We start from the raw sequence: 17,041 nt of genomic DNA, 5'->3' as shown, positions 1-17,041 counted from the left end.
CCTTTATTTATTGCATCACGACGTGTGACGTATTCTGTTTTTTGCTGCACAAAATTTCGTTGTTCATCCGCTGTAGCTCCGCCACATCAACAATCAGTGCGACAGAGCCGTCACCCATGATAGTGGCGGCAGAAATGCCGGGAATTTTGCGGTAGTTACTTTCAACGTTTTTCACCACAACCTGCTGCTGACCAACCAGTTTGTCGACGAGTAAGGCGTAACGGTTGCCCGCATTCTGAACAATCAGCGCAATACTTTTTGCAAGGTCGCGTTCCGCACCATCAATACCAAATACCTGATGCATTTCGACCAGCGGCAGATATTCTCCGCGCACCAGCAACATTTTTTCTTCGCCCGCCAGCCGGTAAATATCTTCCTGACGCGGTTGCAATGTGCTGATAATGGCGCTGAGCGGTACGATAAACACATCGTCTGCAATTTTGACGGACATACCGTCCAGGATAGCCAGGGTCAGCGGCAGCAGAATACGGGTGATGGTTCCCTTGCCTTCCGTAAAGCCAATCTGAATACGTCCACCCATGTCCTGGATGTTCCGTTTCACTACATCCATACCCACGCCACGCCCGGACACATCAGTGATAACCTCTGCGGTGGAGAACCCCGGTGCCATAATCAGCATCGCGATATCATCGTTGGTCATGTTGTCGTGGACATCCATTCCCTGCTGGCGGGCTTTCGCCAGAATGCGTTCACGGTTCAGCCCCGCGCCGTCATCGCGAACTTCAATGCAGATGTTGCCACTCTGATGCTCAGCGGCCAGCGTCAGTGTCCCGGCTTCCCGTTTACCGTTTGCCGCACGGACTTCCGGTCTTTCGATGCCGTGATCAAGACTGTTGCGCACCAGGTGCGTCAGCGGGTCAATAATGCGTTCGATCAGGCTCTTATCCAGTTCGGTCGAACTACCTTCCACTTTCAGTTCGATTTTCTTGTTCAGTTTGGAGGCGATATCGCGCACCATGCGCGGGAAGCGGCTGAATACGTAATCCATCGGCATCATCCGGATGGACATAACCGACTCCTGCAATGCCCGTGAATTGCGCTCAAGCTGAACAATCGAACTGAGCAGATCGGCATATTCTGACTGTTCAACCTGCTGACTGTGCTGTGTCAGCATCGACTGAATAATCACCAACTCACCCACCAGGTTAATCAGTTGATCGACCTTTTCCACCGCCACACGGATACTGCCGCTGTCGCCTTTAGTTTTAGCTATCGCGGCTTTGCGTGCAGGCTCTGCCTGTTTTTCCACAGGAGCGGTCTGCGGGGCTTGCACAACATCCGGCTCTTCCTGCTCCGCCGGTTTTTCTTCTGCGGCCAGAATAGCGGCTAACTCTTCCGCCGGTGTTTCTTCGTGCGCTATCTGCGATTCATCCACCACAAAGCAGAGCACGCCGCAAACATCTTCAATATCGGTATTCGTTCCGAGCCAGATCCGCAGTGTGTCTGTGCCCTCTTCTGTTTTATAAACCGTTCCGAACAGTGCCAGCTCATCTGCCAGCAGAGGCACTTCCGTGGCTTTTAACTGACTGAGCGTAAAGGTGATGTGATGTGCAAAACCGGTTCCCGCTGCAGCAGAAACAGCGGTTGTTTCCGCCGGTTCATCACCGGCGCTGTCCTGCACAGACACAGGCTGAGTGGTGACAACCGCAGCGTCGGCAATACTCTGCTCCACATGACCCAGTACTTCACAGATACGGTTGAAGCTCTCTTCATCCGGCAGCCGGTCACTTTTGTAAGCATCAAGTTGTGAGCCCATCACATCTTTTGTGTCCAGGAAGATATCGATAATGTCAGGCGTCAGTGTCAATTCATCATGACGCGCTTTATCGAGCAGATTTTCCAGGGTATGCGTGGTTTTTTGCAGCAGTGTAAATCCGAATGTCGCAGCACCGCCCTTGATAGAGTGTGCGCTGCGGAAGATGGCATTAAGCTGTTCGCTGTCCGGGTCATGAGGATCGAGCTCCAGCAGATGCTGCTCCATATCAAGGAGCAACTCGTCAGCTTCATCGAAGAACGTTTGATAAAACTCGGTTATATCCATCGCTGTTATCCAATTGGCTTGTGTTACGACTGACAGGTACTGCCGGAAATCCGGCAGTACCTGTGTTTCATATTTATTGTTGAATGTCCGCCGCCGGGGCGGCATCCTGTGGCGGTGTTACGCCGGGTTCTGCCGGGATCACCGGTTGTTTTTCCGGCTCCGGCGGTATGACGCTGATTTCATCCGGATTTTTTTGCGCAGGTATCGCAGGTATCATAGACGGAGGCATCTCCAGCGCATTCAGTTCCTGTATGCTGTTAATGGGTACAGCCCCTTCATATTCATGCAGGATACTGGCCCTTTCTGCTTCATTCAGAACAATGATACTGATACGGCGGTTTATCGGCGCCAGCCCGTCTTTTTTGTCCAGATGAACAGATGACGCCATCCCGACCACCCGCAGAATTTTGTGTTCATTCATACCGCCACGAACCAGCTCACGGCGGGATGCGTTTGCACGCTCTGCGGATAACTCCCAGTTACTGTAGTTCGCACCATTCGCGTACGGCAGGTCGTCCGTATGACCGGAGATACTGATGCGGTTCGGCACGTTATTGAGGATCGGTGCAATCGCCCGCAAAATATCCCGCATATAAGGCTCAACGTGTGTTGAACCCACCATAAACATCGGGCGGTTGGCACTGTCCACAATCTGAATACGTAAACCGTCATCAATCATGTCTATCAACAAGTGCGGCTTCAGTTCATTCAGACGCGGGTCATCTAAAATTGCCTGCTCCAGATCCTGCTGCAGTTTTTCAAAATTACCTTCCGCATCCTGATCATCGGTCATGCCGTTCGGATCCGGCATGACATCACCTTCCTGATAGATGATGTCCTTGCCGCCACCCGGGATAGGGTTTGTCGCATCACCGGTTTTTGAGCCCGGATTAATCGCCGTTCTCAGTGGTGTACGAAAGTATTCCGCTATTTGTGTCAGTTCCTGCGGACTGGAAATTGAAATCAGCCACATCACCAGGAAGAACGCCATCATTGCGGTCATGAAATCCGCATAGGCAATCTTCCATGAGCCCCCGTGTCCGCCGCCGTGCGAGTGCCCACCCCGCTTTTTGACGCGGATAATCTGCGTAGTACCCGGTTTCATCGTCTGATTACTCCTCGTCCTTCGCTTCTGTGCGGTGACTGACTTTCACCTCACGGACTTTATCTTCCAGTTCAGTAAATGACGGACGGTCTGTGCTGAACAGCACTTTACGGCCGAATTCAACAGCAATTTGCGGAGGATAACCCTGAAGTGAGGAGAGAAACGTCACCTTGATGCATTCCAGCATTTTTAACTGCTCGCCGCTGCGCAGACGGATAAGAGAGGCCAGCGGTAAAATAAAGCCGTAAGCCACAAGTATTCCGAGGAATGTTCCGACCATCGCATGAGCAATCAGCGCACCCAGCTCTCCGGCGGGACGATCGGCTGAAGCCAGGGCATTGACCACACCGAGAACCGCGGCAACAATACCGAATGCCGGCATGGAATCGCCCACCATATTCAGGCCGGATGCAGGAACTTCACTCTCCTGGCGGAAAGTTTCCAGTTCTTCTTCCATCAGCGCTTCAATTTCATGGCTTTGCAGGTTACTGGTAATCATCAGGCGCAGATAATCGACGAGGAACATCAACGCAACGGGATCTTTGAGAACGCGGGGATACTGGGAAAAGATATCGCTCTCCTGCGGATTTTCGATATCTTTTTCCAGTGCCAAAAGCCCCTGCTGGCGGGATTTGTTCAAAAGTTGAAACAAAAGTGCCATCAGATCCATTGACATTGTTTTGTTATAAGCCGAACGCCGGAACAGGCGTGGCAGCACTTTACCCAGGGCAATAATGGATTTTCCGCTGTTACCAACGATAAACGCACCAAATCCGGCACCTAAAATAATAACAAATTCAGCGGGTTGGTAAAGAGCACCCATATGACCGCCGACCATCAGATAGCCGCCGATGACCGTGACTGTAACAATGATGTATCCAATGAGTATTAACACGCTATTCCCTTTAACTCAGTTAGGTATCGGATGGCAGTCAAAGGGAGTTTTCAGGAAGGACAGGCAAAATATTTTTGCCTGTTTACCAAATCAATCCAATCACATTACCGCTTTGGCAATGCCATCCTGTCGATATAGCGTAATATCGGCGGGATGAGCGGAAAGTTTACGTTTTTTTATTGCCCGTGACGGAGGCTGGCACAGACTACAGGTAAAACTGTTTTCAGGAATGTGTGCATAGGTGATAAATGATCCTTTGCACCCGTTACAGACAGAGCATTGCAACATGCCGCTGTCCACAAATCTGACCAGTGTCCATGCCCGCGTCAGCGCCAGCAAAGGCTCTTCACCGGGTGCGGGCGGACACTGTTCCAGGTAAAGCCGGTAGGCCTTTACTATCACATCAACACCGGAGCACTGACCGCTGTTCATTAAAAACTGGTAAGCGTTATAAAACATGGAGGCATGAATATTTTGCTCCCAGGTCATAAACCAGTCGGTCGAAAACGGCAGCATGCCCTTAGGTGGCGGGCAGCCACGCAGCTCTTTATATAACCGAATCAGTCGTCCCCGGCTGATTTGTGTTTCACTTTCCAACATCTGAAGACGGGCACCCAGAGTGATTAATTCCATCGCGAGACGGATATCCTGAGCCTCTTTGATGATACTTTTTTCAGCCATGATACTTATCTTTTTCTTGCATGTGAGTCAGTGTCACCCGCGCCATGTGTCTGTAACAGGCGGGTTGACAGTAAAATTCCGGTATGAATTTGTTGTAATTCATCCACGCGGGAATCGCGTGTGAGTCGTTCAATCGTTTCGCTGTTTTCAAATCTGAACTGACAGATTAGCTGGTTAGTTTCTGCTAATTTGACTAATTGATGGAGGGAAAGATTTGCTAATGTAGTTGCCATGTCGTCACTTACACCCAACCGGAACATGGCAGTGGCTTTTTCCTGAGCGATAAGTTTTTGGGCAAGCAACAAATATGAGAGATTAATGTCATAAATATGCTTCAGAAAATCAGTCGTCGGGTTCATTTTTTTTTCCTTTCCGAATATTAGCAGCATCAATGTAGCGCAGAAACAAACCCCGGGTTTGAGTGATGCCTGAGAACCTGTTTTAAGTAATGTTGTAATTACCGGAGAAGTTCATTCCATTGTTTGGTCTGTCTGTCCATATATGTATATCCGGCATGCGTGTGCAGTACACAAAAGTAAACTTAAATTAAATATATATCAGGAATACCTGTAAACAATAAAAGTACCGATGCAGATCAGTACTAGCTTATTTAATGCCTGAGTCAGCTTATATCATTTATGGGCGTGATTTATTATGCACCACAAAATTAACTATTCAAGCCACTGATGTTTGTTTTTACCCTCCTGATATAAACAACCCATTATGCATTAGTACAATTTTACTATTTATTATATTTTGTCTCTTCATATCCCAAATAGCCACCGCACTTATAACTGACATAAGCCAAATGTCAGTAATCTTCAGGTAAAACCGACTCTTTTTACGTTCCCGGCTCGCTCAATACACCAATCACATTACGGAATAAAGAATATTGATCCACATCAAGATGTTTTATTCGGAAACCAGCTATTACAATAAATAATGCAGTAACACTTGATTAAAATGGCGGTTAAAACCACTGATTTTGCTTATTTCACATGATTAAAGCCATATTTTAGTATTTTTTCGTCATGAGAATAGCCATGTCATGACAAAATGTAACGGTATTACGCATGATCAGGGTTAAGATCAATGTTAAGGGTTTTTTATTAAAAAATAGTCAATATTAGTACGTATTCATTAATTTAATTTATAGTTAGTTGTGTTTCTAATTTTCTCTGAGAGGCATTTATTATTTAATATATTTAATTATTGGCAGGTTTTTTATATTCATTTCAATTACTGTTTTTTATAAAAAACATCATTGTTTATTTTCATCTCTTCTTTTATTTTTCTTTTAAAAGCGAATACCATCACGTATATCCGTTCAGGAGGTACTTTTATAAATCCGGCTCCCTCTTTGCGCCCCCTGCCGGCTATAGCTGTCTGACCATGAGCCGTGTTTTTTTGTTATTTGTTACACCCCGGCTGCGTGCGTCACAATCCCGGCATTTTCCTATTAGCAAAAGCGTTAATTAAATGTAGCATACAGAGGTTAAACAGAAGGATCATGATCGCGGGGAGATATGGTAACCGGACGTTACTATATACTTTTGTTTTTACAAATTAGACGAGTAAATCGAAATCGACGGAATAATAACTAACCATTTACCGTATTAATACACGCATTAGACGAGAATTTTCAGCGACCAGCCCCCCAAACAATACGCAGATCAAAATTGAGCTTTTCCTTACTTATTTTTCCATTCAAATAATTTCCATTATTTGCGCCTTATATCACAATATACAACAAATTTTCTGAAAAATTTCCAAATCAGCAGCCCATTTTTGTGATGAAAATCACGTATTTATCGCAGATAAGACTCCGTTTATTCCTCAGTATGATTACTATATCCCGGTATCATCATTTTGATGTTTATCCTCTGTATAACTTTTTTCTGGTTCTTTATTCTTAATAAAAGAGCAAAATCATACTCCTGTCCCGCTATTAATTATTGCTATGTTTCAATATTCTGTTGGTACGCGAAATAGAGCTAAAAGCCATCAGGCTAAGTAAATATCCGGATTTTAAATTGATGGCAGACATAGCGGCCGCCACCAATCGCTCCCGAAAAGATCTAGACAGGTTGCTCTGACGAAATAATCCAGTTCACCGCACTGACACTTTTCTCCAGACTTACCCTGCAAACGATGCCTTCCACCTCTTTTTGCTCTGCCGGTGTAGCCTCAACTTCAGCACATACCTCCAGTAATCCCTGTTGAATATCTGCACTACTGAGTGATTTAAGACGAACATGTAACCCATTCAGAGCCTGTAAAATGACAGTACGGACTAAAATTTCATCTTTTTCATGGCAGGTAACACGAATTTTATAGTTCTGCACCAGGTCTGTAGCCTGGCTTTTCGGCTGTGCATTAATCCTTAGTGCGGCTTCCCGCAACAGAATGTTAGCGCATAAAATAACCAGCGTAGCAGTGGCGGCAATGGTAAATTCACCCAATCCGCACAACACGCCAATCCCCGCAGAACACCACAGTGTCGCCGCCGTATTTAATCCGCGGATATTCATGCCTTCACGCATAATGACGCCGGCACCTAAAAACCCGATACCGGAGACAATTTGTGCCGCGATCCTGCCGGGGCTGTTCGGCGAGGTACTGACTGAGCTTAAAATAAAGACAGTCGCACCAATTGCCACCAGAGCATTAGTCCTCAACCCGGCCATGCGCTGACGCCACTGGCGTTCCGCACCAATTAATGCACCGAGTGCAAGTGCAGCAAGTAAATTCAGTAAATAAGGAATTGCAAACATAGTAACCTCCACCTGTATGACGCAATGACGTCAGGTGTTAAAACAGAAAAAATGGAAAATAACGGGGATTTCTGCTCAGTAACCGGGAGGAAAAAGTGTATGAAAAATAATGATCATGCTGCATACCTTTGGCAATGAGTTACCCTTAAAGAGGATCACGCGTGATTATTGCAGTACATGATAAAGATGCACCGCCGCCGGGATTCCGGCAGGCAGTTCAGAAAGGAATGCAGGCCGGATTACGACAATATGTCGCTACTGTGACTGTCCAAATCCGGATCCTCTGCTTAAAATTAGTGCGCAAAGTATAGGTTGCACGGCAAGGTAAGTAAAGTCAGATATTATTACCCGGCGTTACAAATACCCCGTCGCCCCCTTCTTTCTCATTAAAAAACCAGATACCTTCGGGGTATTCCGGCAATGAAACCAGATACATAATGCCTTCACTAAAAGGTTCAATCAGTAAAATCTTACCTTCACGCGGAATATCTGAGTCCGTTTTGACATACACAGTGTCATTTATCCGCATCATGTGCCCCTTTGTGTCCTGTTTCGGATAACGAAACAAAAAACGAACAAAAAAAAAGCCCGCCACTTACATGGCAGGCTTGGAATTTGGTTTGGCTATATCTTACAGCGGAGTTACGTTAGCTGCAGCCGGGCCTTTAGCACCATTCTCGATGGTGAATTCTACTGCTTGGCCTTCGCCCAGGGTTTTGAAACCTGCGCCCTGAATGGCAGAGAAGTGTACGAAAACATCTTTGCTGCCATCAGCTGGAGTGATGAAACCAAAGCCTTTAGATTCGTTGAACCACTTAACTTGACCTTTCATTTTGTCAGACATGTGTCTTTCCTATATATATAATAAATGCATTGCCATATTGGCAGGTACTGGCCGGAAGCAAAAACTAAATGGAGGCACACAGCAGATGAAACGGTCAAAGGCTATCCAGGATAACACTCAACTACACGCTCAAACTCAGTTGTCATACATAAAGCTGCTCTTTTTATCGGGCCGCAAACATTAACTCATGGCAGACACTGAATAGCAACTGATTTATCACGGCAATTTCTGTAAAAAGTGAATGAGCTCATAAATATCCGTTTTCATTCTGGTTATTTTTCGCAATTTCAGTCAATTGAGTGCTGCATATCACATTTTTTGCGGGGTTAAGATTATTCTTATTTGCCCTATGGGCATAACACTTCCCGCCAACAAATCAGGCAACTGATCTACTCTGCCGGAATATGATTATGTTAATATAATGTATCATAAAAGTATCTTCAGAGGTCACTATATGGATATCGTCAAATCGCTTATTACCAGCGCTCTTGATAATATTAATCAGCGCGAAAAACGGGACGGAAAGCCCCGTTTTAACAGCCATTTTCTACGTACATATCCTTATTTGTGCCTGGCAATGGTGGTGTCTTATCTCTTTCTGGGTGTTCTTATTTATTACGCCCCGTACTTCGGATTTTACTGGCTGCTTGGTTTCAGCGCCCTGTTTCTGGTCATGGCCGCAGTGCTGCTCTTTGAAATCAAACCTGTCTATCATTTCGCAGATATCGGCGTTCTGGATTTGCGTGTGTGCTATAACGGTGAATGGTTTGTCAGTGAAATTGTCCCGCCGGAGACGATTAATGCCTTACTGTCACACCCGCAGGTAAGTGACGCTCTTAAACAGAACATCCGCCGCACCGCCGAAACCAAAAACGATCTTTCTTTTTATGATCTGTTCCTTATTGCTTATCCGGAGAAACACCCGGAAAAACAAGCCTCTCACTGGATGAAAGGGGCGGCTTAACCCGCTGTTTATGCGACTTTTTTGCTCATAGCGTTCACTTGGTGAGCAAACAGTGCAAATTTGATTTTTCCCCATTGACACAACGCAGGCGCCCCGCTAATATGCGCCTCGTTCCCAAGGGAACAACGCTTCCTCCATAGTTCAGTCGGTAGAACGGCGGACTGTTAATCCGTATGTCGCTGGTTCAAGTCCAGCTGGAGGAGCCACATTTTAAGGCCCGCTCATTGAGCGGGCTTTTTGCATTTTATCAGGCATCAGTCCGGGTGCCGCCGTGCGGATCCATCCCTCCGGCTTTATCCTTTTTTATCTGATACAGGCACAATGATCAGAGATATCCGCAGGCAACAGGCAAAATTACATTAAATCGCTCACCCCTTGACCACTCAGACATTTTTTTGCATTTTGTCCTTTACAACCCGGTATCAGCCCGCTATGATTCACCCCGTTCTCACAGAGAACTCGCTTCCTCCATAGTTCAGTCGGTAGAACGGCGGACTGTTAATCCGTATGTCGCTGGTTCAAGTCCAGCTGGAGGAGCCACATTTAAGAAGCCTGCTCAATGAGCAGGTTTTTTTTCGTCTGTAATATTTCTTCCTTTCGTTCCCCTGCCTTATACCTGTCTTTGCCACTGATCTTCCGGACACCCCGGCCGTTTTGTTACCACAAACGCACTCCCGTAGAACATGAAAAAAACCCGAAATCACTGTTAACACCGTGATTTTGATGATTATTCCACCGCAATGCTCAGAAGTCCGGCAAACAGAACATCTTCTGTGATTTTCGCTTTGACAATCCGCTCTGCCCGCATTATTATCCACCCCGTTCTCACAGAGAACTCGCTTCCTCCATAGTTCAGTCGGTAGAACGGCGGACTGTTAATCCGTATGTCGCTGGTTCAAGTCCAGCTGGAGGAGCCACATTTAAAGAAAGCAGACGTTCACTGACGTCTGCTTTTTTGCTTTTAATCAATTGGTTATTCCCTTCTTCAGGTTCACCCTCGTTCACCAAAAAACACTCGAAACCATACCCTTTTGCTGGTAAAAATACTGGTAAAGTTGGTTCGATTTCGTTTTTACCAGCAATCGGAGGGAGCCGTGCTAAATGCACCCTTTAGCTAAACAGTTTTGACTCGCTCCCCTTAGTCTAGTAGAGCGGCTATGTCCGGAATTCGCTCGTTGCCGACTGTCATGCTGAATCGTGTTCTAAAAGAGAATACGGCCAGATCAAGTCTGAGCCAAAACATCTAAAGCGATGAGCGGGCTCTTTGCCGCCCGCCCCCACAGCCTGCGAATCTCGACACACAGTGCCACGAAAAATTCGCAGGGAGATTATACCTTTAACACCACCACGACTCTGCCCGCAAAAATATATGGTCAAAGCGGCACTCCGTTGCGGCTTCTTAGGCTTCCTCGTGGCTGACAATGTAGCGAATAGTGGGATCAATCAGGGGCAGAAGCCGGATATTCCTGATTATGAATGGATCATATTAGGGGTCAGGGTCAGGGTCGCGTATGCCAAAAACTTAGCCGTTGTCACAACTAACGAATTGTCGCCGGAACGCTGGCAGCGTATTGTAGTTATGCTTTCCTAACGTTATGAATGTTAGTTGATCTTACATTCAAAAATTATAGTTACAGGTGGAACTATGACAATATTGCAGGAAATCTTGACTTGGACGCAGGGACTTCCTGCGTGGCAAAGCGATGCAGTTTCTCGCTTATTAGTAAAACAGGCGCTTACACCACAGGATCATGAGGATTTGTATGCGTTACTTAAACTTAATTTTGGGATTCCTGACCCAAAAAATCGACAAGCTAAGCCACTAACTGACGATCAAATTCCAGTACAGGCTAAGAAAGACACAGATATCAAATTATCCACCATCAAAAATCTTCACAATGTTAATGCTATTGCAGAAAATCAGCAGTTGGTGATAAGCCCAACAGGCATGACTGTTATTTATGGCGATAATGGATCTGGTAAATCGGGATACTCACGAGTTCTGAAACAAGCCTGCCGTGCTCGCGATCAGTCAGAACCTGTTCATCCAAATGCTAATTTACCAGAAGTAAAAGCTGGCAATGCTCAGGCATCATTCAACATCACTATTGATGGTACTGACAAGGAGGTAACTTGGTATCAAGGAAAAGAAGCACCACCTGAACTTTCTTCTTTAGCTATCTTTGATACGCGTTGCGCTCGTGCCTATTTAGATAATGAGGATGACTTTTCTTATGTGCCATACGGTTTGGGTGTATTCGAAGCTCTTGCAAAAGTATGTCAACAACTAAGAACCGCTATTGAGGCAGAGCAAAAACAATCAGCAGTAGATCTCACCTCATTTGCTCACCTACATGGTGAAACTGCTGTGGGCAAGTTGATCTTCGCGCTCTCTGCGAAATCCAACATTGTACAAATTGAAGCCCTCGCAACTCTCAAACCAGAAGAACTTACATTACGAAATACACTAGAGAAAAGCCTCAAAGAGAACAACCCAAAAGAAAAAGCTGGTTTATTGCGCTTACGCGCACGCCGCGTTACAGCGCTTGCCACAAACGCAATCGAAAAAGAGCTTATCGTCGGCCCAGAAGCTATTACAAAGTTTAAAGCCCTTGCTGATAAATTCCGTACAGCTCAAGCAGCCGCCGCTCTAGCCGCAAAAAACTTTAAGGAGGGGGAAAACCTTTTACCCGGGACGGGTGGTGAAGCATGGCGAGAACTATTCGATGCAGCACGAAAATTTGCTTTAGAAGCCCATCCAAATAAGCCGTTCCCTAATCTTGGACATGACGATGCGTGCCCGTTGTGCCAGCAACCACTGGCTGAAGGTGCGGAAAGATTGCTTCGATTTGAGTCTTTTATTCAAGCAGAGGCTGAAAAAAATGCTCAGACATGCCGCAAGGCACTCGCTGATGAATATCGCCCATTCATAGCCGCAGTTATCACGTTAAATTCTGATGAAATAACACAGTCTGAGATAGCCGAAATTGCCCCATCATTAGTAGTCGATATTAAGTCTTTCGAATCCGCATTGGCAGTTCGGCACGAAGAAATCAAAACGGCTATTGTTTCGCATAACTGGACTGGACTAAATACAGTATTAGACTCTCCGGTAAGTGAGTTAAAAGAGTTAGCAAGCAAACTGAATACCGAAGCAGAATCCTTGGAAAAAGCTTCGAATGAAGAAGCTCGCGCTGCTTTGGTGAAACAATTTGGAGAATTGGATGCGCGACTAAGACTCAGCCAAGTCAAGGAACCCGTACTTGCTGCAGTGACGAAACTTGGACACTTAGCAAAGCTTAAAAGCTGTCTTAGCGCGGTCAGAACAAATGCTATATCCAATAAAGCATCCGAACTAGCGGAAAAGGTCGTATCCAAACAACTAGCCGACGCATTGAACCATGAATTTAGAATATTGGGAGTTGGTAGTTTGAGTGTTTCCCTGCAAAGCCGTACAGATCGAGGGAAAGCACTACACAAGCTTAAACTTCATTTGCCACAAAGTCGCTCTCCTGGAGAAATATTGAGCGAAGGTGAACAACGAGCCATTGCACTCGGATCATTTCTAGCTGAAGTAGGGTTAAGCGGCAGCAAAGGGGGTGTAGTCTTCGACGATCCTGTATCTTCTCTAGACCATCGCCGACGTGAACGCGTTGCCAAACGCCTCGCAACCGAAGCGTTGCAGCGACAAGTTATTATTTTCACCCATGACATCTACTTCCTCTGTTTGTTGACCGAAGAAGCAAAGCAAGCTGGTGCTACAGTGTTTACACAAAGCCTTACTCGCCGCGCAGAAGGCTTTGGTATTGCAGATCCTGAGTTGCCATTTGAGGGAAAAAATACAAGTAAACGCGTTGGAGCGTTGAAAGCGCAGCAACAGTTAATCGCCAAACTATATAAAGAAGGCAATGAGCAGGAGCACCAACGACAGACAGTTGACGCGTATTTTCGCTTACGCATGGCATGGGAACGAGCAGTAGAAGAAGTTCTCCTGCGCGAGGTTATCCTTCGCTTCCGCAAGGGCGTAGAAACACAAAGGCTGATTGGAGTTATTGTAGACGATAATGACTATGCACAAGTCCATGCGGGGATGAGTAGATGCTCCAACTACGCCCATGACAAAGCCATGGCTGGCGGCGTTGCAGTTCCTGACCCAGAGGAACTTCTTGCTGATATTCTCGCTCTAGAGAATTGGCGTACCCAAATACACAAACGCTCAGAAGACACAGCCAAGAAGCGTAAAATGGGACCAATTGTTACTGCGGTGTAAAGACATATACCCGATGAGCCGGCTGTTCAATCTTTCCTGCATTTGCTCTCTAACAGCCGTTCACATCTTTTAACATTACATACGACAAAGGTCGTTTAGAAACTAAGGCTGGGAACGATCTGATAGCATACTCCCAGCCACGGATAGGAAACCTGCACTCAATTTCCTATGATATACCCAGCTTGAATACGTAAAAGGTATGTAGCAACCATAGCATACCAACATTTTTTGAGGCTCATTGCTGTGTTGTACAAGTGGTTTTATTCTAGTAACTAGCTTCGTCGAAGCACCTTGCATAATTGTGAGTAATACCCGTACTCCAGACCGAGTATTAAAAAATTAATCTAAAATTAATATACGGATAATATAAATATTTTTTCCATTTTATTAGCTGACAGAGACACTAGTAAGGACAAAAGTCATGCTCAAGAATACGAGAAGCTCAAAAAAAAAACGCACAGCATACTTTAACTAATGCAGATCGAGTTGATATCCTAACCTTTGGTGTCGGCCACGGAGATTGTCAGCTTATTGAGTTTTGGCTGCGGGATACGCTCACTTTCCGTCTTCTATACGATGGAGGCTTAGCTATGTCTTCAGCCCTTGTTTCTCATCTAGAAAATAAGCGTTCTGATGGCAAAAACGATCTCGATATTGTCGTATTGAGCCATGTTGACGCAGACCATAGGAGAGGGATAAATGAGCTGCTCAAAAACCTTAGTATTTCTATTGGAGAAGTATGGTTACCTTGTCTGCCTGCCTTTCGGCGATTAAAGTGGCTTTTTGCACCGCATGTACAAAGTGCAGTGACATTAGCTGAAGAGATTGAAAAGCTGGCCATCTCACGCGATATACGTGTTATCTATCCTCTCCAAGATCATATTCACCGTACAGAAACCGGTTCCGTAAGTGTCATATCTCCTGCGAGAAAGCTGATGAAAAAACTCTATAGCGCTCCTCTATCAGAGCTTCAGCCACTACTCACCCATACAACTTTGCCTCTGGAATGGTTAATCCGCTCCCAAATACAGCCCGATGATGAAAATACTATTCAGCAAGATGTAAAGCTTTTCGACAGCCAAAATGCACTATTGCCCAATCAGTTACAGTTTAATGGCCATGAATTTAAGAGCGATCAAGCCGCACTCCGCGTATTGAACAAATATAAAAAATCAATGGATGAACCCGATTTTTTCGGTCAGCATCTTGTAAATAATACTTCTCTTGTTCTGGTGATAGATATATTGCTTGAAGAGCACCATCGTCGACGTATCGTTCTTACTGGTGATCAAGAGAATTGGGTGTGGATCGCTTCAGAACATCCGATGGGGTTGGCAGCCGACGTTATGAAGGCTCCGCACCATGGAGGACAGGTATACCTGTCAGACAAAAGTGACGAAATAAGCGATGTAGAGCAATTTTGGCTATGGACTCGTCCACGTATTGTCACAGTCAGCGCCAATGGCAAGCACTCGCTACCGCACTGCCGTTTTCGCGAATCGGTGCGTATGATTGGTGCCACACTAGTTTGCCCCAACAAGCGCAATAAAGAGTTGTTTTTTTCAGACACACAGCCTGAGGGGAAAACCTCTTGTGCACAGCATTTTGATTGCAACACCACAGATCAGCATCCTGTTCAGCGGATTAGTCTTTCAGCGCGCTGTGAATCACTGAACGCTGCAGCCTGCCTGAGCGGCAACGGACACCGTAGCCCGGCGCCGATCGTGGTGATGCAGCAAAAACTAATAGAACCAGATGAATCCTTCATTCGATGGACGCAAACTGAAGTAAGAAAGCATGCGCAGTGGTTGAACAAACAGCTTATCCGAAGAAGAACCGAGCAATTGAAAAAGCTTTCACTTGCTGAACGTGCAAATAGTTGTTTCGAAAAATATAGTCTTGATGAGATTATAGGAATATTTAACGGTCATGAACGTTTTGAACTTATTAATGATCCTGGTCCTGTAGTGCTTTATGCGCAATCACATGGGCTGCTATGGGCAGAAACACCTTACCGACAGATCGATAAAAGCGTAAAAATTGTTGCACCATTGACAGGCAAAGAGTACCAAGCGGCGCTAAAGCGCATCACGAAATTTGAGCATCTAATTTTTACTTCCGATGAAAAAATTGATGATCGAACTTTGCATTTGCGCGATAAATACGATTTTTTGAAGAGTGTTAATACTGAAGCATTACTAACATTGTTTGCACGTTGGGCTGGCATCCCCGACGGGGATTTTGCAAAGTATCTTGAATCACAATTATTTCATGATTTGATCAGTCAGTATGATTTCAGAGCAGTGAAATGGAACTATGGCCGTTATAATGAACCTCATTTAATTTTGCACATTTATAAAAAGGATAGCTTCTCATTACCAAACTTCCTGCCAAGTGAATGGGGGATTAAACGGTTTTCTACGAACGATTATGAAAACGAAATAATTACTCTTGACCCAGCTAAGATGGTTCGTCTTTTTGATGATACATCCCAGTCAGTAATCCCACCAATAAGCTTCGGGTATGATAAAAATTCCTTTTGTTTACGCACGAATAACTTAATGTGTTTCTATCAGAAAACAACAACAATAAAAGAAGATGGAGAGCTCTATAAACAACTCAATTTTATGACAGATGAGAAGCACCTTGCGTGGTTTGAACTCTAGGTTATGTTAATATGAATATCTGTGATGCAGATAGTTTAAAACTATCTGCATCAATGCAATTTGGTGACGAAGTGGAACATTTACAATAACAGTCAGACAGTCTGCAACTATCCATTGTTCTTTATAAAAATTCTTATATTTGTAAATCTAAATTTTATATCTGTCAAATCAAAACCCTTATACCCCAGTTCATCTAATATGTGTTCCTGAATTTTATCCAGACAAAATCTGGGCACTTGTTTTAATACCCATTTCATTAGCGATGAGGGTTCTGTTTCGCCACTGGTAAAACTGAACGGTATATTTACTCAGTATGGAAGTCTGGGGGAAATCAAATCGTGCACCAGTTTGATACCTGATCCTCCAATCACTCTGCTTAGCTAAACACTTTTCTGGAACAGGCTTCCCTATTGCCTTTGATGCATGCTCCTACAATCACCCGGTGTCCATGTCCACTCCCCCTTATCTGAAACAGTCCTGATTAGAGTTTTCCAGTTGCTTCCGATAAATCTCAGGCGGAAGATTATTCAGGCTTTCATGTGTCCGGTTCCGGTTGTAATCCTGCATCCAGAACCAGGACATTTCTTTCACCTGACTCAATGATTCAAATAAATATGCATTTAAAAACTCACGACGGAATGAACCGTTAAATCGCTCAATAAACCCGTTCTGCTGCGGTTTTCCCGGTTGAATATAATTCAGTGCCACTCCGTTTTCTGTACAAAACTGAACCAGTTTATCCGATATAAATTCTGGTCCGTTGTCCACCCGGATATATTC

The 17,041-nt window shown here is 45.1% G+C and carries 13 protein-coding genes and 3 tRNA genes; 7 read left to right on the top strand and 9 right to left on the bottom strand.

The features are described from left to right. Positions 1–7 precede the first annotated feature (7 nt). The 8 genes from cheA to cspE form a co-directional block, all read right to left on the bottom strand. Positions 8–2,062, bottom strand: a complete 2,055-nt coding sequence (gene cheA, locus AYY17_RS13915) for a chemotaxis protein CheA (protein ID WP_067425067.1) — start codon at positions 2,060–2,062, stop codon at positions 8–10. Positions 2,063–2,135: 73 nt separating this feature from the next. Beyond that, on the bottom strand, positions 2,136–3,167 hold the full coding sequence (motB, locus tag AYY17_RS13910; protein ID WP_067424544.1) for a flagellar motor protein MotB: 1,032 nt from the start codon (positions 3,165–3,167) through the stop codon (positions 2,136–2,138). Positions 3,168–3,174: 7 nt separating this feature from the next. After that, the gene (gene motA, locus AYY17_RS13905; RefSeq protein ID WP_067424542.1) at positions 3,175–4,062 is read right to left on the bottom strand and encodes a flagellar motor stator protein MotA; all 888 of its coding nucleotides are present in this window, start codon (positions 4,060–4,062) and stop codon (positions 3,175–3,177) included. 99 nt (positions 4,063–4,161) lie between these two features. Next, positions 4,162–4,743, bottom strand: a complete 582-nt coding sequence (flhC, locus tag AYY17_RS13900) for a flagellar transcriptional regulator FlhC (protein WP_067424540.1) — start codon at positions 4,741–4,743, stop codon at positions 4,162–4,164. Between the two features lie 5 nt (positions 4,744–4,748). After that, on the bottom strand, positions 4,749–5,102 hold the full coding sequence (gene flhD, locus AYY17_RS13895; protein ID WP_067402398.1) for a flagellar transcriptional regulator FlhD: 354 nt from the start codon (positions 5,100–5,102) through the stop codon (positions 4,749–4,751). Positions 5,103–6,821: 1,719 nt separating this feature from the next. Further along, positions 6,822–7,517 (bottom strand): MgtC family protein, encoded by a 696-nt coding sequence (locus AYY17_RS13890; RefSeq protein WP_067424538.1) that lies wholly within the window; start codon positions 7,515–7,517, stop codon positions 6,822–6,824. A 334-nt stretch (positions 7,518–7,851) separates the two neighbouring features. Further along, on the bottom strand, positions 7,852–8,046 hold the full coding sequence (gene dsrB, locus AYY17_RS13885) for a protein DsrB (protein ID WP_067424531.1): 195 nt from the start codon (positions 8,044–8,046) through the stop codon (positions 7,852–7,854). Between the two features lie 102 nt (positions 8,047–8,148). After that, positions 8,149–8,361 carry a transcription antiterminator/RNA stability regulator CspE gene (gene cspE / locus AYY17_RS13880; RefSeq protein WP_067361438.1) on the bottom strand — a complete coding sequence of 71 codons (213 nt, stop codon included), beginning with the start codon at positions 8,359–8,361 and terminating at the stop codon, positions 8,149–8,151. A 454-nt stretch (positions 8,362–8,815) separates the two neighbouring features. Between cspE and AYY17_RS13875 the strand changes: the two genes are divergently transcribed. From AYY17_RS13875 to AYY17_RS13845, 7 genes are all read left to right on the top strand, one after another. After that, on the top strand, positions 8,816–9,325 hold the full coding sequence (locus tag AYY17_RS13875) for a YlaC family protein (protein WP_067425064.1): 510 nt from the start codon (positions 8,816–8,818) through the stop codon (positions 9,323–9,325). 130 nt (positions 9,326–9,455) lie between these two features. Then, positions 9,456–9,531 (top strand) — tRNA-Asn (locus AYY17_RS13870). Positions 9,532–9,789: 258 nt separating this feature from the next. Continuing rightward, positions 9,790–9,865: transfer RNA gene (locus AYY17_RS13865), tRNA-Asn, on the top strand. 301 nt (positions 9,866–10,166) lie between these two features. Next, positions 10,167–10,242: transfer RNA gene (locus AYY17_RS13860), tRNA-Asn, on the top strand. A 494-nt stretch (positions 10,243–10,736) separates the two neighbouring features. Continuing rightward, positions 10,737–10,916 carry a hypothetical protein gene (locus AYY17_RS21755; RefSeq protein WP_162271119.1) on the top strand — a complete coding sequence of 60 codons (180 nt, stop codon included), beginning with the start codon at positions 10,737–10,739 and terminating at the stop codon, positions 10,914–10,916. A gap of 54 nt (positions 10,917–10,970) precedes the next feature. After that, positions 10,971–13,595 carry an AAA family ATPase gene (locus AYY17_RS13850; RefSeq protein WP_067424527.1) on the top strand — a complete coding sequence of 875 codons (2,625 nt, stop codon included), beginning with the start codon at positions 10,971–10,973 and terminating at the stop codon, positions 13,593–13,595. A gap of 431 nt (positions 13,596–14,026) precedes the next feature. Beyond that, entirely contained in the window at positions 14,027–16,261 is a 2,235-nt protein-coding gene (locus AYY17_RS13845) for an MBL fold metallo-hydrolase (RefSeq protein WP_328585542.1), read from the top strand. Between the two features lie 462 nt (positions 16,262–16,723). Here AYY17_RS13845 and AYY17_RS13840 read toward each other — a convergent pair. Next, positions 16,724–17,041: integrase core domain-containing protein (locus AYY17_RS13840; protein ID WP_156656712.1), on the bottom strand; the 318-nt coding region annotated here is incomplete at its 5' end.

The organism is Morganella psychrotolerans (assembly GCF_001676055.1).
Taxonomy (GTDB): Bacteria; Pseudomonadota; Gammaproteobacteria; order Enterobacterales; family Enterobacteriaceae; genus Morganella; species Morganella psychrotolerans_B.
Note: the sequence above shows the minus strand (reverse complement) of the source record. Positions and strands in the feature narration are given on the sequence as shown.

What these genes read in the sequence shown, in the direction of transcription:
- flhD (WP_067402398.1), bottom strand. Translation starts at nt 5,102, where the DNA reads ATGAACCCGACGACTGATTTTCTGAAGCATATTTATGACATTAATCTC.
- cheA (WP_067425067.1), bottom strand. Translation starts at nt 2,062, where the DNA reads ATGGATATAACCGAGTTTTATCAAACGTTCTTCGATGAAGCTGACGAG.
- dsrB (WP_067424531.1), bottom strand. Translation starts at nt 8,046, where the DNA reads ATGCGGATAAATGACACTGTGTATGTCAAAACGGACTCAGATATTCCG.
- AYY17_RS13850 (WP_067424527.1), top strand. Translation starts at nt 10,971, where the DNA reads ATGACAATATTGCAGGAAATCTTGACTTGGACGCAGGGACTTCCTGCG.
- AYY17_RS13875 (WP_067425064.1), top strand. Translation starts at nt 8,816, where the DNA reads ATGGATATCGTCAAATCGCTTATTACCAGCGCTCTTGATAATATTAAT.
- AYY17_RS13890 (WP_067424538.1), bottom strand. Translation starts at nt 7,517, where the DNA reads ATGTTTGCAATTCCTTATTTACTGAATTTACTTGCTGCACTTGCACTC.
- cspE (WP_067361438.1), bottom strand. Translation starts at nt 8,361, where the DNA reads ATGTCTGACAAAATGAAAGGTCAAGTTAAGTGGTTCAACGAATCTAAA.
- flhC (WP_067424540.1), bottom strand. Translation starts at nt 4,743, where the DNA reads ATGGCTGAAAAAAGTATCATCAAAGAGGCTCAGGATATCCGTCTCGCG.
- motB (WP_067424544.1), bottom strand. Translation starts at nt 3,167, where the DNA reads ATGAAACCGGGTACTACGCAGATTATCCGCGTCAAAAAGCGGGGTGGG.